The organism is Cyanobacteria bacterium FACHB-DQ100, assembly GCA_014695195.1.
GTDB lineage: Bacteria > Cyanobacteriota > Cyanobacteriia > Leptolyngbyales > Leptolyngbyaceae > Leptolyngbya.
Window position 1 is genome coordinate 17,596 of the sequence record JACJNW010000011.1, and the last position, 21,639, is coordinate 39,234.

22 protein-coding genes are annotated in these 21,639 nt (G+C 47.5%); 5 read left to right on the forward strand and 17 right to left on the reverse strand.

The window, feature by feature from the left end; genetic code table 11:
- Nucleotides 1-100: 100 nt before the first annotated feature.
- Together H6F51_01905 and H6F51_01910 are read right to left on the reverse strand one after the other, a co-directional pair.
- Nucleotides 101-730, reverse strand: coding sequence for a hypothetical protein (locus H6F51_01905; protein ID MBD1821272.1), 630 nt, complete (start codon nt 728-730; stop codon nt 101-103).
- A 135-nt stretch (nt 731-865) separates the two neighbouring features.
- Nucleotides 866-1,402 (reverse strand): phycobiliprotein lyase, encoded by a 537-nt coding sequence (locus H6F51_01910; GenBank protein MBD1821273.1) that lies wholly within the window; start codon nt 1,400-1,402, stop codon nt 866-868.
- Nucleotides 1,403-1,603: 201 nt separating this feature from the next.
- On the opposite strand from H6F51_01910, the gene H6F51_01915 reads away from it, so the two are divergent.
- On the forward strand, nt 1,604-2,512 hold the full coding sequence (locus H6F51_01915; GenBank protein ID MBD1821274.1) for an ABC transporter ATP-binding protein: 909 nt from the start codon (nt 1,604-1,606) through the stop codon (nt 2,510-2,512).
- A complete protein-coding gene (locus H6F51_01920; protein ID MBD1821275.1) occupies nt 2,513-3,286 on the forward strand; it encodes an ABC transporter permease in 774 nt (257 codons plus the stop codon).
- Between the two features lie 54 nt (nt 3,287-3,340).
- Here H6F51_01920 and H6F51_01925 read toward each other — a convergent pair whose 3' ends face one another.
- The 9 genes from H6F51_01925 to H6F51_01965 all read right to left on the reverse strand — a co-directional run bounded on the left by H6F51_01925 (nt 3,341) and on the right by H6F51_01965 (nt 12,489).
- Nucleotides 3,341-4,039 (reverse strand): hypothetical protein, encoded by a 699-nt coding sequence (locus tag H6F51_01925; GenBank protein MBD1821276.1) that lies wholly within the window; start codon nt 4,037-4,039, stop codon nt 3,341-3,343.
- A 130-nt stretch (nt 4,040-4,169) separates the two neighbouring features.
- Nucleotides 4,170-4,457 (reverse strand): hypothetical protein, encoded by a 288-nt coding sequence (locus H6F51_01930; protein MBD1821277.1) that lies wholly within the window; start codon nt 4,455-4,457, stop codon nt 4,170-4,172.
- A 72-nt stretch (nt 4,458-4,529) separates the two neighbouring features.
- Nucleotides 4,530-6,215, reverse strand: a complete 1,686-nt coding sequence (locus H6F51_01935) for a transglutaminase family protein (GenBank protein MBD1821278.1) — start codon at nt 6,213-6,215, stop codon at nt 4,530-4,532.
- An 82-nt stretch (nt 6,216-6,297) separates the two neighbouring features.
- Nucleotides 6,298-7,113 (reverse strand): type I methionyl aminopeptidase, encoded by an 816-nt coding sequence (gene map, locus H6F51_01940; protein MBD1821279.1) that lies wholly within the window; start codon nt 7,111-7,113, stop codon nt 6,298-6,300.
- Between the two features lie 50 nt (nt 7,114-7,163).
- Entirely contained in the window at nt 7,164-8,693 is a 1,530-nt protein-coding gene (locus H6F51_01945; GenBank protein MBD1821280.1) for a hypothetical protein, read from the reverse strand.
- Nucleotides 8,694-8,859: 166 nt separating this feature from the next.
- A complete protein-coding gene (locus H6F51_01950; protein MBD1821281.1) occupies nt 8,860-9,174 on the reverse strand; it encodes a hypothetical protein in 315 nt (104 codons plus the stop codon).
- A 60-nt stretch (nt 9,175-9,234) separates the two neighbouring features.
- Nucleotides 9,235-9,732: a pentapeptide repeat-containing protein gene (locus tag H6F51_01955; protein MBD1821282.1), complete on the reverse strand. Its 498-nt coding sequence runs from the start codon at nt 9,730-9,732 to the stop codon at nt 9,235-9,237.
- A gap of 65 nt (nt 9,733-9,797) precedes the next feature.
- Nucleotides 9,798-11,531: a bifunctional lysylphosphatidylglycerol flippase/synthetase MprF gene (locus H6F51_01960; protein ID MBD1821283.1), complete on the reverse strand. Its 1,734-nt coding sequence runs from the start codon at nt 11,529-11,531 to the stop codon at nt 9,798-9,800.
- Nucleotides 11,532-11,535: 4 nt separating this feature from the next.
- Nucleotides 11,536-12,489, reverse strand: coding sequence for an esterase family protein (locus H6F51_01965; GenBank protein ID MBD1821284.1), 954 nt, complete (start codon nt 12,487-12,489; stop codon nt 11,536-11,538).
- A 197-nt stretch (nt 12,490-12,686) separates the two neighbouring features.
- On the opposite strand from H6F51_01965, the gene H6F51_01970 reads away from it, so the two are divergent.
- Together H6F51_01970 and H6F51_01975 are read left to right on the forward strand one after the other, a co-directional pair.
- Nucleotides 12,687-14,054: a carbohydrate-binding protein gene (locus H6F51_01970; GenBank protein ID MBD1821285.1), complete on the forward strand. Its 1,368-nt coding sequence runs from the start codon at nt 12,687-12,689 to the stop codon at nt 14,052-14,054.
- A gap of 119 nt (nt 14,055-14,173) precedes the next feature.
- The gene (locus H6F51_01975; GenBank protein MBD1821286.1) at nt 14,174-15,001 is read left to right on the forward strand and encodes an ATP-sensitive inward rectifier potassium channel 10; all 828 of its coding nucleotides are present in this window, start codon (nt 14,174-14,176) and stop codon (nt 14,999-15,001) included.
- 158 nt (nt 15,002-15,159) lie between these two features.
- Here H6F51_01975 and H6F51_01980 read toward each other — a convergent pair whose 3' ends face one another.
- Complete coding sequence (locus H6F51_01980) at nt 15,160-16,938, reverse strand: ABC transporter ATP-binding protein (GenBank protein MBD1821287.1); 1,779 nt, start codon at nt 16,936-16,938, stop codon at nt 15,160-15,162.
- Nucleotides 16,939-17,031: 93 nt separating this feature from the next.
- Nucleotides 17,032-17,682 (reverse strand): cofactor assembly of complex C subunit B, encoded by a 651-nt coding sequence (locus tag H6F51_01985; GenBank protein ID MBD1821288.1) that lies wholly within the window; start codon nt 17,680-17,682, stop codon nt 17,032-17,034.
- Nucleotides 17,683-17,769: 87 nt separating this feature from the next.
- On the opposite strand from H6F51_01985, the gene H6F51_01990 reads away from it, so the two are divergent.
- Nucleotides 17,770-19,044: a D-alanyl-D-alanine carboxypeptidase gene (locus H6F51_01990; protein MBD1821289.1), complete on the forward strand. Its 1,275-nt coding sequence runs from the start codon at nt 17,770-17,772 to the stop codon at nt 19,042-19,044.
- Here the strand turns inward: H6F51_01990 and H6F51_01995 are convergent.
- From H6F51_01995 to H6F51_02010, 4 genes are read right to left on the reverse strand one after another with little or no spacing between them, the layout of a single operon-like run.
- The gene (locus H6F51_01995; GenBank protein ID MBD1821290.1) at nt 19,025-20,125 is read right to left on the reverse strand and encodes a tetratricopeptide repeat protein; all 1,101 of its coding nucleotides are present in this window, start codon (nt 20,123-20,125) and stop codon (nt 19,025-19,027) included. The two genes, H6F51_01990 and H6F51_01995, sit on opposite strands and share 20 nt — an antisense overlap.
- Before the next feature lie 24 nt (nt 20,126-20,149).
- Nucleotides 20,150-20,866: a 16S rRNA (uracil(1498)-N(3))-methyltransferase gene (locus H6F51_02000; GenBank protein ID MBD1821291.1), complete on the reverse strand. Its 717-nt coding sequence runs from the start codon at nt 20,864-20,866 to the stop codon at nt 20,150-20,152.
- A gap of 5 nt (nt 20,867-20,871) precedes the next feature.
- The gene (locus tag H6F51_02005; GenBank protein MBD1821292.1) at nt 20,872-21,357 is read right to left on the reverse strand and encodes a DUF3368 domain-containing protein; all 486 of its coding nucleotides are present in this window, start codon (nt 21,355-21,357) and stop codon (nt 20,872-20,874) included.
- On the reverse strand, nt 21,354-21,599 hold the full coding sequence (locus H6F51_02010; GenBank protein ID MBD1821293.1) for a UPF0175 family protein: 246 nt from the start codon (nt 21,597-21,599) through the stop codon (nt 21,354-21,356). The genes H6F51_02005 and H6F51_02010 overlap by 4 nt, the downstream gene beginning before the upstream one ends.
- Nucleotides 21,600-21,639: the final 40 nt, after the last annotated feature.

Here is a 21,639-nt window from a genome sequence, read left to right on the forward strand (position 1 = left end):
TGGCAATCTCCTATCAATCGGTCTCGCTGTGTTCTAGTAGAACCATCCCAAAAAAGGGGCGCATCTCGCACCCCTCAGCCCTGAGTTCAAATCAATTTGATTAGCGCTGCGGTGTATACCATTGAATCAGGTTGTTGACTTGACCTGCTCGGCGTTGGGAGTTGAACAACTCAATGGCAGTCCGGTTGTTGTCCGCGTTCATTTTTTCAGCCGTCCGGTTGCTATCGAGCGTTGTAATGACTGATGCGGCAGCAGCGTTATTGGAATCGCAGTCTTTCACCTCACCGACAACGACGGTGGACGAACTGCGATCGCTAAACGAAGAATTGCTAGAGCGACTCGAATTTTGAGCGCTACTGTTGCGCCCGTAAGCGCTGGAGCGACTCGATTGACTTTGCTGGCTACTTTGTGAACCGCCCGAACCGCCAACGCTGACCAATCCAAATACGCTAACTGAGCCACCCCCACCCGCATTCTGATTTCTTCTGCTCGATTGGCTATTCGAGGCGTTACCCCAAGCGTTGTTGCTGTTAGAGCTTGAGGATTGCCGGGAAGAACTATTGCTTTGAATGTTGTTCTGTGTGTTGTTACCCAATCCAACATCCGCCGTGCTGCATTGAATTTTGTCTGCCAATTTGCCGAACAGAGCATCGTTTGCGCGAGCAGGCATCATTCCAGTAAACAGAGTCGAAGCGAGAACCAAAGCGCCAGAGAATTGAACGAGTTTCATAATCAGTTTCCTTGCTTGAGTGTGTGTTGTGAGGTGTTTCATCCTCTACACTCACTCAGTAGGAGGAACGATCGCGCTTTATGCAGCTTGCCAACAAAAAAGGTGAGAAAAATTTTTCCCACCTTGGTAAACGCCTTAAGCGATGCGCTTTTCGATGTATTGTCCGATCATTTGCTGTTCGCCAGCGCGGGAAATGATCGTTTGTCGAGTGCGGTATTTACTGCCAATCAGCTTAAGTTCTTCTTCAAACACCGAGCCTTTGTATTCGGTTCTGAGGCAGAGCGTATCAGGATTGGTGAAGTAGAAGCCTGCGGTGATGGGTTTCGTGGTTGCGAATCCGCGATCGCGGTACAAGACTGAGCCAATCACGCCAAATAACGTCGAGCCTTTCGATTCTGTCCGCCCGGAAACGGTGTTTTCGCTATCCCAGGTGACCGCTGCACCGCAGGTCATAGCGGTTTCGTCTTCGAGTCCATGCAGATGAGCCAGTTCGACCAGTTCGGGCGCTCCCTGCGGTAAAAAGCGAATCGTAATCATGCTGATCATTTCTTTCACTTCACCATCGGGCAAGGTGTAGTAGCGACGCTCCGAACGCCATTGCCCTTCGGATTGTTGAAAAAACGCTTCGATCAACTGATCATCCGCTGTGGAGGAAAGTACAGATACAGTCACAAACACTGCTCCTTCGAGAGAGTAAATAGTAGCTACAGCACTTATACGCTTTGATTCGGAAGCTTCATCACTTCCGTTAGATTTAATCAAGCCTAAATTTACAAATTTTAATATACTCAGAAATGGGTAGGTCAGCAATAGACCACGGATAGAGGAATCAGTCTGTCATGATGAAGACAAGCGTGTTGCGTGTGCAAGTTGATGCAAGTTCTAGAAGTTGAGCAATTACAAAAGACGTATCAAAGCGGCGGAAAGACGGTTGAAGCTGTAAGAAATGTCTCATTCAATATCGGTGCGGGTGAAGTCTTGGCGTTTCTGGGCGCAAACGGAGCAGGAAAAACAACCACGATCAAAATGATTGCGGGATTGATTCTGCCCGATCGCGGACAGGTCAAAATCGCTGGACGAGATCCGCATCGTCAATCGATCGCGCTTAAGTCGGTGGGAGCCGTTCTCGAAGGCAATCGAAATGTCTACTGGCGACTGACTCCAGAAGAGAATTTAGAGTATTTCGGGGTATTGCGGGGATTAAGCGGGTATGTGGCGCGTCAGAGAGCCAAGGCTTTACTAGAGCGATTTGAACTGATGCCGAAGCGAACAACGATCGTTCAAAATCTCTCACGCGGAATGCAGCAAAAGCTGGCGATCGCGGTTGCATTAATTCACGAACCGCAGTTACTTCTGCTGGATGAGCCGACTTTGGGGCTAGATGTAGAAGCGACTCAAACCGTGAAGCGCTTAGTGCGAGAGATTGCCGCAGAAGATCGAGCAATTTTATTAACCACACATCAGCTAGATATCGCTGAAGAATTGTCCGATCGCGTTGCAATTATCAAAGAAGGCGAAATTGTCGCACAAGAAAGAACCGAGACGCTCATTCAGCAGTTTTCTGGCGATTCATATCGAATTGAATTGGAGCAGGAACTAGACGACGATCGCATCAGTAAATTAAGCGCGATCGATGCGGTGATTGAAGGCAAAACGGTTTATGTTCGTCAAATTGAATTGCTGTATCACGCGTTGGAGATTTTGAAGCCGTTCTCGATCGTGCGGTTGGAAAAAGATCAAGCAAATTTGGTCGATGTGTTTCTGAAATTGGTAAATAAGTAAATGTTTGAGTTATTCGTTGCCCAGCTTAAGTGGAGCTGGATTCAGTATAAACGCTATGCCCATGAGCTTTTTGGTGGCATTGTTGCGTTGACCGTGACGTTTTACGGATTATTTCTCAGCGTTGGATATATTGCGGGGGGAAATGTTCGATTTGGCGATCGCTTAGATGCTGTAATCGTGGGATATATTCTGTGGTCGCTGATCATTTTTATTATGAATGGCATTAATGCAACTTTGCAGCGAGAAGCACAAGTTGGAACATTAGAGCAGCTATTCATCTCACCGTTCAAGGTTAGAAGAATTATTTTGCTAAGAGCCGTTTCTGATCTGGTTTTTCAATTAATTCTAATTGCGTTCGTACTACTAATTATCATGGCGCTGACTGGACGATGGCTGACATTTTCGCCCCTGTTGATTTTGCCATTGATCACTGTGATTCTCGGCGCATACGGTCTCGCGTTTGCGATCGGTAGTCTAACGCTGATTTTCAAAACCGTTCAACAAATTGCCGGAATTCTCAACTTCTCGCTTCTGTTTGTGTTGACCATTCCAACTGAGACTTGGACAGGAGTGCAGCGCTATTTGGGATATTTGATTCCGATGACAACGGGTGCAGGAGTCATTCGAGATTTGATGGCGCGGCAAGCGGGGTTAGATTGGGTTGCATTAGGAGCCGCGTTTTTGAATGGAGCAGTTTATTTCGCGATCGGTCTTCTTCTCTTTCGCTGGTCGGAGCGGGAAACTAAGCGGCGCGGTAAGTTGGGCGGGTATTAGGGATGTCGCGATCGTCTTGTCGATCGCTCCATTCAAACACATCAAGATCTGGATTTAAGCTTTAACGCTGCTCTGGGAACCACTTCTCATCTGTTTATTTCTCAGTTTTCGCAATCCAAACACGACTCCATTTGCAGCAATTCCCCAAATTGGAGTAAAACCAAAAGGAACAGGGGTTGCTGCTTGAGTTGTGCCATCCAACACTACATTGTCAAATCTGAGTGTTCCGGCTCCAGCAGTTGCGTTGTATCCATAGATTCTAAAGCTAACGGAAGTAGTCAAGTTCTGAAAGTCTGTTCCTGTAAAGGCAAGCGATAGTGGATAGAAAACGTCGCTCACTGGCAGGGAAAAGGTTGCTAAGACTGCTGCATAGTTGTCTCTGCTGGAGCGAACTTGAACTAATTGAGAACCCGTGGGCGAGCGCCGTCCATCGAAGGATAGTGTGTTGAAGTTCATGCTTCTGCCAGTGTTAGGCGCAATCTCGAAAGTAACGTACTTAGTTAAATTGACAGTTGGAGTTGTTTCCCAGCCATTGAAGTTGCGCGCTCGTCCCGGATTTCCTTCTACATATGTAGCGGTACCAAGACCACTTGAGTTAAAGCTACTAACCGTAACAGTAGGATCGTCGCTGGTACCAGTAGTAACGTCTCCTTCAAATGTATATCGAGCTAGGGTTAGAGCGTGAGCAGGCAAGGTTGTTGCTAGAGCGGTGCTTGAAAGGAGGAAAGTCGCGATCGCGGCGTTTTTCAGCATGAGCTAGTGCCTTTTATTACAGGCTGTGAAGAACCACTGCGATTATACTTACCACTCCAGAGTGAAGAGAGCTAAGATTTTTCTTCTGAGAATTAATTGCACAACCACTTTGCTGCTGAACTCAGCGCGACTACCAGCTTGAAAGCTGTCCGAAAGCAGTATGGGCGTTGTGTGCAACTTGATACACGACTTGATCAACATTAAAAGATTGCTGTCCCGGAACAAAGCGCCAGAGATAGCCAAAAACTTTGCGAATTTCGGAGAAAATCCGATCGCCCCCAATGCCAAAAAATTGCAGCGCAAACACGATCGCAGCAATCAATAACGCAGTCTTCAGCGTGGCTCTGATCACTCGAACCAGCCAGAGAAAAACCAGGACTGTGATGACGATCGAACCTGCAAGTAATAGAAGCTCCATTCCTCAATCGCTCAAATGATTGAATCTAATTACTTTAGCCCAAACGATGGAGATCCGATCGTCACCCCGCAATTACAACGGTGGCAACTCTTCGAGGATCATAAACCGGATGTGATTCAGGGCAAGATCGCCGATCGAAATATCCATCAAATCTCCTAGCGGCATCCCTTGAGACCTCAGCGATTCAAACGAAATCCCTTTACCAATTTCCGCATGATACCAGGGTAATCCCATAAAAAATCGAGTCGGGTACGGCCCTCGTTCAACAATATCATCGGGATTCGACTCCATCGGCAACCAACCATAACCGGGAATGTAAAATTCAATCCAAACGTGATTGTAGTCGGGTTCAAGCGGTACGTTCTGACGATCGGCAAACGACGGACATTTATATCGTCCTACAGTTCGACAGGCAATTCCATTCAATCGCGCCAATGCTAATAGCACACCAACGTACTCACCACAGGAACCAATTCCGCGTTCAAGAACAACATCAGGGGAATCAATGTGAGGTTTAATGCCGTAAGACAAGCGATCGTAAACATAATTGCGAATCTTCAGCATCTTACGAAGGATATTCGTTTCTGTCCCGATCGCTTCTCTTGCCGCTTGCTGAATCACAGGCGTATCCATTGCCAACTCATCATCGTCCACAAGATAACGATCGCGAAACTCTGCGCTCAAGTCGGGAGCGTTCTCGACAGCTTCAAAGTTGAATTGATACTTGATGCCTCGTACCTCTAATAGAGCTTTCCAGCCAAAGATATGCCGCTCCTGAGATTTGAGCGAATTGAATTTAAACACAGCAACTCGCTGCCCTTCCTGAACATCTTCGGTAAACGGAAGACCGATCGCTTCAACGCTGCGAATTTTTTGTCGATGCGTCTCTGCGGGTAATGCAATTCGCCATTCTAAATTCTGGATTTCTACTTCATCGAGCGGCAGTAATTCCTCAACATACGTCATTTCAATTAAATATCCATTCGATAGCGTATAGCGCTCATCGGGATAATAACGAAAATGAAGCGGATGAATAAAAGTACGATCGCGATACGTTAACTCTAAATTCGGATCAGCATTTGGATTGTCGCGAATATAAGCTTCTTCTCCTGCATAGGATACATATAGCGTTGACTGATCTGTATTGGAATCATTCAGAAAAGCGATCGCGGTTGGATTTTCAAACGGAGTCAGCAGACTAAACTGAAGCTCTCCGGTCGCACGATCGAGGCAGTACACCGTTTCTTCTGTACGATCGCACAGCCACAACTCTTCGCCCCGCACCGTTAAGTTGGTCACACCCACTCCAGGCAAGGGAAACTGCGTGATTTTGCGCTTTGTGTTGCGCTCGTAAATTAGGACATAGCCTAACTTCTGAGAAGTCACATAAATCGTAGATTCCCAAACGCCAACACCATCGATATCGTAAGGCAAGGTTGTAAACAGTTGCGGCTCAAATTGCTCAAACGTGCAAAAGTAAACGCTGTTGTCTTTGGTGAACCAGACTGTTTCTTCCCAGATAGCAAAGCCTTTTGCATCGATAAACTGGTCAGTGTGGCAAGAGTTGAGAACGATCGTGTTGTCATTTCGGGGATTAATTTGCAGTAAAAACCCCCGGATTGTATCTAGCGCCACGAATCGATCGCGCCAGACCGCTAACCCATAAAGCGCATACGTGCCGATTGGACGGATCGATCGCGGACGTATGCTGTCCGACGCAGGATGTGATTGGGGTGTAAAAGTGCCAGAGTCAAGCATTCAAAGAGTCAATCGCCATAGATGATACTCCTGATTCTATTAAAACTCTGGCAGGATGAATGTATCGCATCCAGCGATCGCGCTAAACCAAGCTGCGATCGCTCAAAATTTCATATCCGGTTTCTGTCACCAAAACCGTGTGCTCAAACTGCGCCGAGAGCGATCGATCCACAGTTACGGCTGTCCAGCGATCGGGCAAAATTCGCGTATTTTTTGATCCGGCGTTGACGATCGGCTCGATCGCCAACGTCATCCCCGCTTTCAATTTCACATTCGGCATCCGATAAGTTCTGAAATTAAACACAGAAGGTTCTTCATGTAGATTCCGTCCCACACCATGTCCGGTGAAGTCTTCCACAATCTTGAAGCCGTTCGACTCGACATAATCTTGGATTGCGCCTGCTAAATCGAGCAGGAATGCGCCCGCCCGGACTTGCTCAATCCCTTTGTAGAGGGCTTGCTCTGCTACGTGAATTAGTTTTGCCGCGTCTGGAGAAACCTGACCGACTGCGATCGTAATGCAAGAATCGCCGTGGAATCCTTCAAAGAATGCCCCCGTATCAACCTTGAGAACATCGCCCGTCCGAATCACCTTTTTCTTATTCGGAATCCCATGCACCACTTCTTGGTTAATGCTCGAACAAATCGAAGCCGGGAACCCGTGATAGCCCTTAAAGCTGGGAGTTGCGCCCATTTCGCGGATTCGTTTTTCTGCATGAACATCGAGATCCCAGGTTGTCATGCCAGGTTCGACCATTTCTGAGATTTCTTTCAAAACGGTTGCAACGATCCGCGAAGCTTGCCGCATGATTTCGATTTCTCGATCGGATTTGATTTCAATCCCGCGACGGTTTTTGGCAGGCTTGGGAGTCGGAAGAAGATTGCTCAGAATGTTCATGTCAGGGCGATCGCGCTATCAAAAGATGTTCTTTATTAAAGTAACGCAAACTAGGGCAACCATCGTGGATGCAAACCCCGGAAGGGCAACTCTTCTGGCTGAGTTTTGGCGCTGAGATCCCCTTTGAGCGGCAGCAGCCACAGTTTACTTCCTGATAAAGCCTGACTCACTTCAGATTTGGCGCGATCGTCTGCTTGCGTTTGATCAAAAATCAATGCCTTTCCGTCGGGAGCTAAATCAACCTGAATTTCTCGCTGGTTGGGTAACAACACTAACGGGCGTAGAGTCTGCTCCATTGGCTTTCCTTCCCGCGCTGCTTTGAGGTCGATCGCTGCAAGATAAGGCTGTTCTTGAAACGTATTGCCCGGAATCAAATTCGTTAACAAGCAATACAGCACCTGATTATTCGGATCAAAGTTGGCTCTGACAATCGAGCCTGAAATTTTGAGAATTTCCTTTTGTACCCCTTGCGAGACGAGGAACATCGATCGCGTGTAATCGGTGTTAAATTTCACCATCACTGCCGCCGTTCCATCCGGGGAGAAATTTAACACGGTGCCAAATTTTGGTAAGAAGTCGAGCGGTTGGGTTTGGTCTTGCTCAGCGTTGGGTTGTAGCGGCAAAATTGCGAGTCCTTGCCCTTGAGCCACCGCGATCGAACCGCCATCCGGTGTGATCAGAAAATCGCCGCCTGTTTGTTGATTGCTAATCGGTTTTGCGGGTTGACCGTCTCGCAGCAGCCAAGCGCCCGCATCGTTGGGATCGCGGCGACTGAGGCGCTGAACGACGACCGTTCGACCATCTTGAGATAAATCAAACTTGAGGTTCTGGTAGTCGCGATTGTCGAGAATTTGGGTAATTTGCCCAGGTTGGGTTGGAGAAGCAGAGGCGGTCGGAGCCGAGGGAGCACTCAGATCAGCCGGATCGTTAATTTGAATTCCAGTTGTGACCGTGAAAAGCTTTTGTTCTGCTAAGGATTGCGGGGGGTTGGTGCGCTCAACGGCGCTAAATAAAATTCTGTCGTTTTGCGGATAGGCTTTGAAATCCATGACCGCTAAGTTTTCCGGTGTGAGAATTTTTTTATCTTGCTGCGTTAAGTTGTAGAGAATCAGCCGTCCTGCTTCATTGCCTTCGGCTCCGATAAACGCAAGGACGCGATCGCGGCTCTTGAATTTTGCCTGAAAGTCTCGCAAAATCCCGTTATTTGCACCCTCTTTACTAAAGCGATCGCGAGCATTCGTGAGTGAAACCGTAAATTCTGTGCCATACGGCGCAGGTTGATCGAGCGTGTACGCCATCCGTCGCCCAGCCCAGCTAATTCTTCCTCTCAAATCCGGCTGAATTTTGAGATTTTGCTCGACGCTAGGGTGATCCATCGGACGACTAAACGCCAGCAAAAAGGCGCGATCGTCGGCTCCGACCTGTTTTCCGTCCCAGTTAAACTCTCTGATTCTAGGAGCGCTACGATCGCCGCTGAGCAGCAAAACTCCGATCAGCACAATCAAAACGACCATTAACCCGATCGCAACCCGATCAAGCGGCTGCGGAAACTTGCGGAGCGATTCACGAGGCGTTTGCATAAGCGATGTAGATAGCTGTCCCTCAAGCAAGTCGGGGAGCAATTCAATCAAGAATAGCTTTGATTCTAGAGTATTGGGGTCAGGTGCGATCGACGCTTTAAATCCTTTAGAGGAGCAAGAATTTTGATCTCACTCCTCTAGAACCTATTGCAATCCCTATTGCAATCTAAGATTGCGGTGTTGTCGATTGAGGTGTCGTCGGTGTAGGCTGAGTGCGCTCAAATAAGCTTCTCGGAGCCGCACGACGAAATGCACCGCAATAGTGCATCGATAACACCGCCTTGTAAGCCCAATGATTCGGAGAAACATCAACGAACGGATTTGGCAGCGTTTCTGCGCGATCTTGAGTACAGGCTTGGTAAATCTGCTCGGTAGTGGGCTGTGGTGGAGTTTGAGCGTTAATCGACTGAGACGGAGCCGCAAGACTCACAGTCGGCACAGCGCTGAACACAACGCTTGCCGCAAGAATGGATTTCAGCATGAGGATGAGCGATGACAGATCTGCTCCCAGGATAGATCACCGATTCGCGAGTTGTGGCGGCTAGGGGCATTCCAGCGAGTCGCGGGTGCTGATTCCCGTTTTCGGATTCACGCCGCTTGCGGTTTTACACAGTTCAACGACCTGCGATCGATCCAACACGGCTTCGCTAAAATCTGCTCCGGTGATCTCTGCGCCCTTGAACACCGAGCCAATCATCATTGCAGAAGTTAGAACCGCATCCCGTAGATTTGCGCCCGATAAGTCAGTGAGATAAGCGATGCCATTATCAAAATCGGCTCCTTGCCAATTTGATTTGCTCAAGTCTGAACCGCTAAACACAGCACCGCGCAAATCTGCATCGCTAAAGTTGCTGCCTGAGAGTCGAGCATTGCTAAACTCGGCTCGAATCAGATTCTGTCCAGAATAATCTTTGGTAACGGCTTTAACATCATCGATCGCTCGAATCGCACCGGAACTCGCAGCATGAACCGTTTCTGGCAAGCCGATTAGCACCATGAGCGCCAAAATCAGCGCGAAAAAGACTCGCAACATTCGCATACGATCGTTCATCATTACTCGGCTTTACATTTCGTAATTCTATCAGGCGTGGTGATAAATAACGCTCAGCTATCGGATTTCAAGTAGTCGAGCAGTCGATCGCCCGAATCGGCTCGAACCAGTCCCACCGCAATATCGGGCAGTACCGTTAGACTCGGATAGACCAAATAGCGAGGCTCCCAGCGTGGTCGAAACTTCTCTTTGAATTGATGCAGTCCCTTGAAGTTGTAAAACTGGTTGAGATGCTCAAAAAAGTAGTGCAAGCCCTTCTCAACCCGCAAAGAATCAGAAGTCTCACCTACACCGGCTAGCGGCGATAAGCTGAAATTAAAGCTATCGTATCCCGCCTGCTGAAAGTGTTGCAGCAGCGAGGCAAATAAAAAGTCCATTGTGCCTTTTTCCGCATCATTGCGATGCCGCATCAGATCTACGGTGACTTCTTTGCGGTTGTAGCCAGAAAGCAGATTCGAGAAGGCAATGATTTTTGCGTGTGCATCGTAAACCACCGCGATATGACAACCGCTCAGGTACTCACGATCGAACCAGCCGATCGAGAACTGCTTTTCTGATCCCTGCTTCGATTGCAGCCATTCATCACTCACAGGTTTTAATCGCGTGATCAATCCATCATCGATCGGCGGTTCGTATACTTGCAGCCGATAACCTGCTTTCGTAAGTCTATTGATTGCAGTTCTAAAGTCTTGATTTGCTTTGCCTTTGAGATTGAACGTATGTAAATCAATGATTGCTTCTTCGCCGATTTGCGCCCAGCGATAGCCGAGAGTTTGATACAGCAACAAAGTACCCGGCAAAACTTCGTAGAACGTGGGAAACCAATCGTTTTGATTACAAAATTGCTGAAAAGAGACGATCGCTTCTTTCAAATCCTCTGGATGCCCGATCGGATCACCCAATGCGATCGCGGCTCGCCCTTTAGCAACATAAGCAATCACACTTCTACCCGACGGACTGAAAAAATAAGATTTATCTGGCAGCAACGACAACCGCGCCAGCGAAGTTTTACCAAATTCATCAATAATTTGCTGCGCTCTTTTACGGTCTTGCAGCGTCGCAGGATCACCTCGTAATAATACTGGACGCAACAGCATAAACAACGCATACGTTAACGTAGTCGTTCCAACTGCATAAATCGAATTCGCAAAGAATTCTGCATAACGTCGCCTCGGTTCTAGCCCAGCATTATCAGCAGTAAAGAACATGGCAAGCGTTTGCCACAGAGATTCTGAAAGACTGAAATTAATAGGCGCTCCGTTAATACTGAAGTAACCATCGAGAATATAAAATCCAATCGTGCCATACGCCATTGTGAACACAATCGCTGCAATTAAAACGCGAATGCCTTGAGCGATCGACGGTCGATCGGATTGTGCTGTGTAGGCTTTTCTCAGCACAAATAATTGAATTAATAGAACTGTTGCAAGAACACTTTCTTCAACGTCAAATCCTTTAATCAGATGACTGAAGATTGATATAAATAGCAATGCAACAGTAACATACCAGGCAACGCGCTTACGGCGTAATAAATTCGCTGCCAATGTCAGTAAAATGAATCCTGCCAGCGCTGCAAACAAATGTCCGCCAACCCGCACCGAGAATGGGAAAAAGTGCTTTAACCAAGCGGTTCGCTCTGGATAACTCGGCACGACCGCAGACCACAGATTGACGACCCCCATAATTCCCGTAAGCAGTGCGGCTGACCATACCCCGATGCGAGTTCTACGATCGAGGGTTTCTAGACGTTTCCGATTCCAGCCGAGTTTGGGAGGGAACTGCTGCATACACTCAAAAATGTCGATGTTTTTTCTGCTCTTGAACGTCACGGAACTGGCGACCGACAAAACTCAGAGAATCGGCTAGATGCGTTCTCCAATAATTCCAGCCGACATTTTGCCCGACAATGCCGTGACCACCAGGAAATACATAGAATTCGTTATAAATTCCTAAGCGATCTAAGACCGTGTGAAAATCACGGGTGGCATCTAAGTATTTTTCATCTGCCTCACCCGCATCTAAATAAGCTCGGATACGCTTGCGATCGATGATCGGAATTTGTTCAGCAAACACTTGCGGACTGTTCTGAACGCCGCTGTTATCCATGAAATATCCCGTGTGACTGAAGAAGATCGTAAATCGCGCTAAATGCCGCAGTCCGATATTAAACGCACCCCAACCGCCCGAAGACAATCCGCCCATTGCCCAATAGTGTGAGTCTTCGATCGTGCGAAACTGCTGCTTGACTTCTTGCACTAAGTCCACGCCAATGTAAGTTCCAATTTTTCCATTCTCACCATCGTAGTAATCCGTATCCCAAAAGGGACTGGTGCCGCGATTGTCGTTGCCATCTGGCATGATGATCAGCGAGGCAGGAAGCTTTTGATCGCGGTATAGATTCTTTACTGTCGTTGTAATTGCCGCTTTTTCGTAATAGTCCCGCTCATCCCCATGTCCGCCGTGCAGCAAAAAGATGACCGGATAGCGTTGTTCACGATGTTTTTCGTATCCAGGCGGCAGAAGTATGCCGTATCGCCGCTGTTGTCCCAGAGCTTCGCTGTAGAAGCTTTTAACCTGGAAATTAATTCCCGCAACTTCTTCAACGGGTGGCGTGTCGAGTTGCGGTGCGCCCAAGACAAAAACATACCAATATCCACCCGCCGCGATCGCACTCAAGACGATCGCGCTAAGAATTAACGCGGATGTGCGGAGACGCTTTGATTTCGGCTTCAACGTAAGTGGCATTGTAAACGAGCCATTGTAAACGAACCATTGCCCCAGCAATGGCAACTCTAAACTTAACCATCCAGCAGCCTGTTTTAAATCGCTTCTGGTCAGCATTTCTAGAATACGGAGGTTAATCGTAACAGCTTTCTGGATGAGTGAAGAGCAAATTTGAATGATTGCGCTATAACTCACAGTAATGTGATTGGAAGAGACAAATGTGTGCTGCAACTTACCGGGAACGAGCCGATGCAGGAATGGCAACGCTGCAAACGTTTTATAATACGGCAACTGGATTGTGGAATACGACAGGCTGGTGGAATAGTGCCAATGTTTTAGAAACCACGATCGATTACTTGACCTTCACCGATTCGCTCACGTACCGAACCAATATTTTCAATACGTTTGAGAAAAATAAACGTAACAATTTCTTAAACGAATTTTACGACGATGAGGGATGGTGGGCGTTGACCTGGATTAAAGCCTTTGATCTCACCGGCGAAACCCGGTATTTGGACATGTCGAGGATTATTTTTAACGACATGGCGAAAGGGTGGGATAACACTTGTGGAGGTGGAATCTGGTGGAACAAAGAACATAAGTATAAAAACGCGATCGCGAATGAGTTATTTCTGGCGATCGCAGCGCGATTGTTTCTCAGAACGCGGGATCAGCGCTATCTCGACTGGGCAAATCGCACCTGGAACTGGTTCCGCAGAACCGGAATGATCAATCAAAACAATTTGATCAATGACGGGCTGAATGCTCAGTGTAAAAACAATGGTCAGCCCACCTGGACATACAATCAAGGCGTAATTTTGGGAGCGCTGATTGATCTCTCGAAATGCACCAACGATCGATCCCTATTAACGGTCGCACAATCGATCGCAGATGCCGCAACAAAAGCACTCGCCCCCAACGGCGTGTTGCGCGAACCGTGTGAACCCAACTGCGGATTGGATGGGCCGCAATTCAAGGGAATTTTTATCCGTAACCTATCGGATCTCTATCGCAGCGTAAATAAAATCTCGTACCGTGATTTCATTCTCCGCAACGCCGATTCGATCTGGGAAGAATGCCGCAATTCTAAGAATCAGTTTGGGTTATGTTGGGCGCAGCAGTTTGATCAAGCCGATGCTGCCCGCCAAAGTGCTGCGGTAGACGCGCTCAATGCCTCGATCGTCGCCAGTCGAACGCCACTCATCCTGCAAGCCGAAACTTCAGTTCTGCATAACTTAACGATCGAAGCCGTTCACTCAGGTTATGAAGGTGCAGGCTACATTGCAGGCTGGAACCGGGACGGGCAGTGGGTGGACTTTAATTTCACCTTGCCAAACGCCGGACGATTTGATTTAGTTCTGCGCTATGCGGCAGCCGCAGGAAATGCGATTCGATTCATTTTTGTCAATGGTCGGGCACTTGTGAATGCTCATGTGTTTCCTGGAACCGGAAATTGGACAACCTGGAACACGGCAACGATTCCAAATGTTGCACTAAAAACTGGAAACAATACAGTTTCTATCATTTTTAATCAATCGAAGGGAAGTCGAAACTGGCTGAATCTCGATCAGCTTATCATTCGTTAATTTGGTTCCTTAGAGTAACTTGCGATTCGATCCACGAGGTTAGACCCTTGAAACTTAGACATCGACGCTCCCGGCGCATCAACATCCACATCGAAGACGGACGCTTTCAGGTTGTGGGCATGAACGCTTGGTATTCTTACTGGCGTGATCCTTACCACCTAGTTCTCACAGTTCCTTGGCAGGGATTTATCAGCATCATCTCTGCCACTTACATTGGCATTAACGTCGTATTTGCGTTGCTGTACTTACTTGGTGGAGATTGTATTGCCAATGCTACACCGGGATCGTTTTGGGATCATTTCTTTTTTAGTGTTCAAACCTTTGCGTCGATCGGGTACGGGGCAATGTACCCGAAAACGTTTTACGCGCTTTCGGTGATGACGCTCGAAGCGATCGCGGGACTATTCGCGATCGCGATTCTTACAGGACTGTCATTTGCCAGGTTTTCTCGTCCGACTGCCCGCGTTGCCTTTAGTCAGGTCGCCACGATCGCACCGCATGACGGCATTCCAATGCTCTGCTTTCGTGCCGCCAATCAGCGCCGCAACCAGATCTTAGAAGCACAAATGCGCGTTTATTTGCTGCGAGACGAAGTGACCCTAGAAGGAAACTACATTCGCCGCATTCACGATCTCGCGCTGGTTCGCAGCCAGACTCCAACCTTCGCGCTCACTTGGCTCGTCATGCACCCGATCGACGAAAATAGCCCGCTCTACGGCATGACTCCGGAGTCGCTCGTTAAAACACACTGCATGATTCAAGTGATGCTAAGTGGTCTCGATGAAACGGTGTCACAAGTGCTCAACGATCGGCACATCTACGTGCCACAGGAAATTCTGTGGAATCATCGCTTCATCGATTTGGTACATCGAACACCAGAAGGACACCGCTTTATTGATTACAAAACTTTTCACGACACAGAGCCGATCACTCCGACTCAGGTCTAGACGACTCGATCGAACCCCGACTTGACCGTTTTCGACGACAGTACAAAGCTTATGAACTTTTGCGGCAGGCTTTGCCAGAGACTTGAGAGAGCCACAGTGCTCGATCGCCTCATGCTCAATCTCCTGCGACCTCACCTGTTCCAGGCACATTGCAATGCTCAATTGCCGCGAATTCCCGATTGAACCCGCCATAGGCTGGCATACAGTCCATTCAGTTCAAGCAGAGCTTCGTGAGTGCCTTGCTCGACGATGCGCCCGTGTTCCATCACATAAATGCAGTGTGCTTGTCGAATGGTGGAAAGACGGTGCGCGATCGCGATTGTGGTGCGATGTTGGGTGATGGTTTCGAGCGATCGCTGAATTGCGGCTTCAGTTTCGTTATCGACCGCAGACGTGGCTTCATCGAGGATCAAGATGGGTGGATCTTTGAGAATGGCACGAGCGATCGCCAGTCGTTGTCGTTGTCCGCCAGAGAGTTTCTGACCGCGTTCTCCGACGATCGTGTCATAGCCCTGCGGTAATTGCTCAATGAATTCGTGTGCTTCTGCAAGTTTGGCGGCTTGAACAATCTCTGCACAATTGGCATCAAAACTGCCGTAAGCAATGTTTTCTGCAACAGTTCCGTGAAACAGAAAAACTTCTTGACTCACCCAACCGATGCAGCGCCGCAGATCCCGTAGCTGTAATTCTCGAATATCAACGCCATCGATTAGAATTTGTCCTTGCTGAATTTCGTAAAATCTCAGCAGCAATTTTACTAGCGTACTTTTGCCTGAGCCTGTTGCACCGACGATTCCGATCGTTTGTCCGGCAGGAATATGCAACGAAAGATCTTTCAGGGCAGCCGTGCGATCCGCATATGCAAAAGTAATGTTCTGAATTTCCACATTGCCTTTCACTTGATGGGTTGGGAACGGTCGATCGCCTGTGGGAATTGCGATCGGTGTATCTAACAAATTCATCACACGATTGATTGATGCCATTGCACGTTGGTACTGATCCAACGTTTGTCCCAAAGTTGTGAAGGGCCACAGCAATCGCTGAATGATAAACACCATAAAGCCGTAAGTCCCGACCGAAAGCTCACCATTTGCGGCTTTAAGTCCACCCAAAAACAGGGTTGCCGTAAATCCGATCAGAATCACAAATCGAATCAAAGGAACGAATGCGGCAGAAAGCTCGATCGCTTTTCGATTGCTATTCCGGTAAGCGTTACTTTCAGAGCCAACGCGATCGAGTTCGTAATCTTCAGCCGTAAAGCTCTTAATCGTCGCAATTCCCGATAAGTTATTCGCCAATCTCGCGCTAATCAATCCCGATTTCTGTCTCACATCTGCATATCGGGGTGCTAATCGTTTCTGAAATACGATCGATCCCCATAAAATGAATGGAATCGGCAACATTGCAAGCCACGATACTGAAGGCGCAAATGCAATAAAAGTTCCACCCACTAACAATACAGTCGTGAAAAACTGCAAAAGCTGATTTACACCACTATCAAGAAATCTTTCAAGCTGATTGATATCATCATTGAGAATCGCAAGAAGATTACCTGTAGTTTCGGTTTCAAAAAAGCCAAGCTCTAATTCTTGTAAATGCTGGTAAGCATCCAATCGCAAATCATGCTGCATGGTTTGGGCAAGATTTCGCCATTTGCGATCGTACAAGTATTCAAACAGCGATTCTAATCCCCAAATCAACAGTGTTAGGAATGAGATAAACGTAAGCTGACCAATGAGATCGGTAATTCCAAGTGCAGCAATCCAAGAGCGATCGCGGCTCACCACAATATCGACCGCAATCCCAATTAGGTAAGGCGGAGCCAGATCAAACACTTTGTTAAGAATCGAATAAACGCTGGCTCGAATCGCTTCGGAACGGTAAATGCGATCGTAGTTAAACAGCCGTTGCAGTGGGTGAGCCTTGGCAGATGTCATAGTCAGGAGATCCAAGTAATCTCACTATGCTACAACTTGTGGTTTTATTTTGCAGCGATCAAATTCTGTAGCTCAGCAGTATAGATTATGAATTTAACTGTGTATTGGTTGGCTAAGTGTATTGTCGAGTTTTTCCGCGATCGCACTCACCCATTTCTCATCTTGCCGCGTGTAGCTCCGTGGCGCATTTGCCCCCAAAATCAAAACGCCTTCTTTACCGATCGGCTGACAAATCACACCTTGAGTATTTTCGGGCAGATAGCTGAATTCAATTTTTCCTGGATAAACATTCAGCGCGACGAGATAAATTGGTTTTTGCTTGTCCAAAACGCGCTGTAAAATTGCACCTGGTTTTACTTCTTTGTTGGGGCTGAGAATGCCGCGACGTAAAAGAACTTTACCGCGATAGAAGACAATGAGCGATCGCGTCACCGTATTCGTCAGCAAAATATGAGAAGCCCAAGCTAGCTCAGTTTTCACCGCATCCGGTAATTCTGCATCGAGTTCAAAGCCTTCCTCTCCAATAAGTTCCACACTGTCCGGAGTGCGAGGTTGAATTTGCTGCCAGATTAAGCCCGTCAGAATCAGAATCGCACTCAAAATTACGCCCAGCGCATCCGATCGCGCTTGAGAATCGGTGAGCGCAGGGGTAAGAATACGATTGGTGAACAACAAACTTCCACCGAGAGCGCCAACAACGATCGGTAAAAGGCGTAAAATTCGATTCGGATCAGGCTTTGCCATTGCTCAAAGTTTCGTTCCAGGTTTCGCAGTATTCTTTTAGCCTACCTTACGGGAGGATGCGGTTTGCTAGATCTAATCAGTGCTGGATTGGTTTCAGGGTGGTTAAAGCTTGCAGGGTTGCCTGCTTCGTTTGACCCAAGTGAAATATTCGCTCAAACAACGATCCAATCTCCATTTTGGCAAGCTAGCGATCGAACCGCAGAGAAAGTCGTCAATGACTATCTGAAACTTCTCAGCAGTAAAGGGTTAAAACCAACTGAACAAGGAATTTGGCTACAGTCGGGATCTCATTTACTATTGAGCAATCAGGGGACAACTCCGGTTCCTGCGGCATCGATTACCAAAGTTGCAACATCCTTAGCAGCCTTGCAAACTTGGTCAGCAGATCACCAGTTTGAAACATTGATTAGCTCAACAGGTGCGATCGAAAACGGTACACTTCAAGGCGATCTCATCGTTCAGGGTGGCGGCGATCCATTGTTCTTGTGGGAAGATGCGATCGCGCTTGGAAATGCTCTGCGTCAGTTGGGTATCACTCGCATTTCAGGCAATTTGATTGTTACCGGAAGCTTTATGATGAGCTTTCGCGACGATGCTGTTAAGTCCGGTGAACTGTTGAAAAAAGCATTCAATGCTAAAACTTGGGATGAGGACATTCGCGATGAGTTCGGAGAAATGCCGAAAGAAATGATCCGCCCAATGATCGAAATAAAAGGGAAGGTGCAGACTGGATCAGCCCCTCCAAAACAGATTTTATTGATGAAGTATCGATCGCTTCCGTTGGTTCATCTAATCAAATACCTCAATGTTCACAGCCAGAATGAGATGTCGCAACTGCTAGCAAACAATCTAGGGGGTGTGAACGCTGTGATTCAGAAAGCCTCAACTGCCGCGAACATTTCACCTGATGAAGTTCGATTAATCAATGGATCTGGACTCGGAATGGAGAATCAGGTTTCACCTCATGCGGCTTGTGCAATGTTTGCGGCAATCGATCGCATCATGCACCCGTTGAATCTATCGATCGCGGATTTCTTTCCTGCATCTAGCATTGATCGTGAGGGAACATTAGAAGATCGATCGATGCCAGCACGATCAGTGGTTAAAACTGGAACGCTCAATCAAGTGAGTGCTTTAGCGGGTGTATTGCCAACGCGCGATCGTGGTTTAGTTTGTTTTGCAATTATCAACCGTGGAACAGACATTCTAGAGTTGCGACATCAGCAAGATGTATTACTTCAAGCGTTGCAGAAAGAATGGGGAGCTGATGTTGATGCAAGTGTAGTTCAGCCAAGTGAATGGTTAAAGCAAACACGATTCACTCCCGAACAACGCCTCGAAATCATTGCGAATCGCGGATAAAAGCAAGATTGCTATACAGTTGAAAGGCTGCACCCCATAAGCTTTCATCCTGTCCATAAGAATGGATTTGTGCAGGTAAACGATCTAGCAATAACGGAAACTCGATCGCAGTTTCTCCAAACGACGTGAAATCCGACCAAATCGATTTTTCAGAGGTTTGCTCGGTGAGAAAATTAAGCAAGCTATTCCAGTGCAATCGATTAATCGCCTGATCAAGCTCGATCGTTGCATCACCCATCGCCCCGAACTCAATGCCCTGCTCAAATCGATAGCGCCAGTCACACAGCCGCAGAATACAGCGTCTTGCTGGTAAATGCAGATCACAAATCTGTACATAATCTTGGGTTTTCTCTTTGCGCTGCCGCTGCACTCCTTCACGCATTGAGCTATCAATTACTCGCTCAAAAATTGGTAACTGTCCCTCGACGCGCTGACTCACTTCTGACCAATCAAACGTTAATGATCCGAGTTGCCCTTGGTCATTCTGACAGACGACGATCGCTTGCGGTGCATAATCGAGAAAATACGCGACTTCAAACACTGCGATCTGTTTCAAACTCGCTTCAGGTGCACAGAACGCAGGAATGTTTGCGGCTCTGAGTTGTTGAGTATAAAAATCTAGCTCTCCGATCGCGCCTAATCGATACATTTTCCAGCCGCGATTGGGCAACTGTAGGCGAGCCGTATAGACATCAAGGTTCAAAATCCGCGCAAAGTCTTTAGCGGCTTGAGTGCGGGATTCTGGCGCGATCGCTTCGAGAACCAATAAACCGGGTTCAGTGTTTTCGGGTGCAGATTTGGCTTGTTCGATCGCCTGTTGTCGTTGAGTCTCAATCTGGCTGGCGATCCGCTGGAGTCCTTGTCTTGCTTGAGACATGATCTTCGGGTGAGTCACCGTTTTCAAAAGCTGCTGATACAGGGCGATCGCACCCTCGAAATTGTTCGACACTTCGTACAATCGCGCTTTGTACAGTTGTCCCCAGGGATGATCGGGAGAAGTTTGGAGAAACGCTTTCAGCAATCGAGCCGCGCTTTTGTAATCTTTGCGATCGAACGCTGCTGCAATTTGATCCAGTGACATAGTTCAGCGGGAAAATCTGCCTTTTTAGGTTTCACTTTCTGCGGGGCTTTCTACCATGCCTGCGATTAATGCGGCAGCTGCGATCGGAGCGGTAACAGCCCTTAAAATTCGCTTGCCTAATGTCACAGGCTGATAGTTCTGAGCGATCGCGCTTTCAATTTCCTGGGTTGTCCAACCGCCTTCACAGCCGATCGCAACAATCACGGAATTTTCAAATCTACAGTTAATCAAATGCTGCGATGAACTCCGCTCTGCACAGATATAGCGTGAATCCGCTTGCAATTGTTCTAGCGCTAATTTGAATGGCATTGGTTCTAAAATCGTTGGCACAATCTGGCGCTCCGATTGTTCTGCGGCTTCTTGGGTAATTCGTCGCCAGCGATCGAGCTTATTTCCACTCGGATTCAGTAGAGTACGATCGCTCACCACAGGCGCAATACAACTCACTCCTAATTCTGTCACTTGTCGCACTACATCATCAAATCCCGTTTTTGGTAGCGCTAACATTAATGTGATTGATACTGTTAGTTCTGATGATGCTTGCAGCGATTCGATTAGTGTTGCTTGATCTGATTCAAGCTTGGCAATCCAGGTTTGTCCTTTGCCGTCGAGTGCAATGAAGCGATCGCCATTTTTCAATCTTAAAACGCGCTGAAGATAGTGCTGTTGCTCTGGGGATAAAGAGACGATCGCGTTTTGTATCTGTGATTCATCAATGACTAATCGTTGTAGTTGCGACATTGAATCTACTCCTGAGCCGCAGAGAGAATTGCTTGATACAAGCCAGAGCTAACTCGGAATCCCGCTCGCTCGATTAATGAATCGATTAGAGGTTGAACCAGCGAAATTAAGTCTTGTTGCTTGGCAATGAGTAGTACGCTCAGAATTCCTGTTACTTTTAGCCCTGCTTCTTCCGCAATCGATCGTCCAATTGCTTCATCAATTAATAATCGCTTAGCAGAAAGCTCCAACGCTAGAACAATTGCTTCGGCTTCACCTGCATCAACCCGTTGCTGAAAACTTGCAACTTGAGCGCGATTTTGAACCCTCATCACTTTGACCCAACTCACCGTCTGAACTTCTACCGTTCCGGGTACAGGATAGCCCACGTTTGTTAGTTCGTCGTAAACGGCTTGAGGAATTACGATCTCACCAAAAATCGAGTGTAGAAGCTCAAGTTGGGTAATCGCTGCAAGATTCGTAATCGGAGAAGTGTTGCAGACGATCGTCACAAATCACCCCAAGCTTTCAAATTCTCTACTTCTGTCTGAAAGCTGGTTACATCTTCATAAATTGCGATGCCTCGATGCGCCAATTCTCGCTGAAACTCAATTAGTGGAAGTCCTGCCAATTCTCGTGCTTTCCTCAGATCTAGCTTCTTCTGTTGAAAGAGCAAAATTGCAATTTCACGCTTCAACTCTGACTCAGAAATTTGTGCAGCTTGAAGAATTTCATCAGAAATGATAACGCTCATGGAAGAAATTAGTAGGCTCATTAAAAAAGGGCGTTGTTCA

Coding starts and splice junctions, on each gene's coding strand:
- H6F51_01935 (MBD1821278.1), bottom strand. CDS start 6,215: ATGCTTGACTCTGGCACTTTTACACCCCAATCACATCCTGCGTCGGAC.
- H6F51_01960 (MBD1821283.1), bottom strand. CDS start 11,531: ATGCAGCAGTTCCCTCCCAAACTCGGCTGGAATCGGAAACGTCTAGAA.
- H6F51_01945 (MBD1821280.1), bottom strand. CDS start 8,693: ATGCAAACGCCTCGTGAATCGCTCCGCAAGTTTCCGCAGCCGCTTGAT.
- H6F51_01970 (MBD1821285.1), top strand. CDS start 12,687: ATGTGTGCTGCAACTTACCGGGAACGAGCCGATGCAGGAATGGCAACG.
- H6F51_01905 (MBD1821272.1), bottom strand. CDS start 730: ATGAAACTCGTTCAATTCTCTGGCGCTTTGGTTCTCGCTTCGACTCTG.
- map (MBD1821279.1), bottom strand. CDS start 7,113: ATGAACATTCTGAGCAATCTTCTTCCGACTCCCAAGCCTGCCAAAAAC.
- H6F51_01930 (MBD1821277.1), bottom strand. CDS start 4,457: ATGGAGCTTCTATTACTTGCAGGTTCGATCGTCATCACAGTCCTGGTT.
- H6F51_01985 (MBD1821288.1), bottom strand. CDS start 17,682: ATGGCAAAGCCTGATCCGAATCGAATTTTACGCCTTTTACCGATCGTT.
- H6F51_02010 (MBD1821293.1), bottom strand. CDS start 21,599: ATGAGCGTTATCATTTCTGATGAAATTCTTCAAGCTGCACAAATTTCT.
- H6F51_01965 (MBD1821284.1), bottom strand. CDS start 12,489: ATGCCACTTACGTTGAAGCCGAAATCAAAGCGTCTCCGCACATCCGCG.
- H6F51_01980 (MBD1821287.1), bottom strand. CDS start 16,938: ATGACATCTGCCAAGGCTCACCCACTGCAACGGCTGTTTAACTACGAT.
- H6F51_01955 (MBD1821282.1), bottom strand. CDS start 9,732: ATGCGAATGTTGCGAGTCTTTTTCGCGCTGATTTTGGCGCTCATGGTG.
- H6F51_01995 (MBD1821290.1), bottom strand. CDS start 20,125: ATGTCACTGGATCAAATTGCAGCAGCGTTCGATCGCAAAGATTACAAA.
- H6F51_01920 (MBD1821275.1), top strand. CDS start 2,513: ATGTTTGAGTTATTCGTTGCCCAGCTTAAGTGGAGCTGGATTCAGTAT.
- H6F51_02000 (MBD1821291.1), bottom strand. CDS start 20,866: ATGTCGCAACTACAACGATTAGTCATTGATGAATCACAGATACAAAAC.
- H6F51_01925 (MBD1821276.1), bottom strand. CDS start 4,039: ATGCTGAAAAACGCCGCGATCGCGACTTTCCTCCTTTCAAGCACCGCT.
- H6F51_01950 (MBD1821281.1), bottom strand. CDS start 9,174: ATGCTGAAATCCATTCTTGCGGCAAGCGTTGTGTTCAGCGCTGTGCCG.
- H6F51_01975 (MBD1821286.1), top strand. CDS start 14,174: ATGAACGCTTGGTATTCTTACTGGCGTGATCCTTACCACCTAGTTCTC.
- H6F51_01915 (MBD1821274.1), top strand. CDS start 1,604: ATGCAAGTTCTAGAAGTTGAGCAATTACAAAAGACGTATCAAAGCGGC.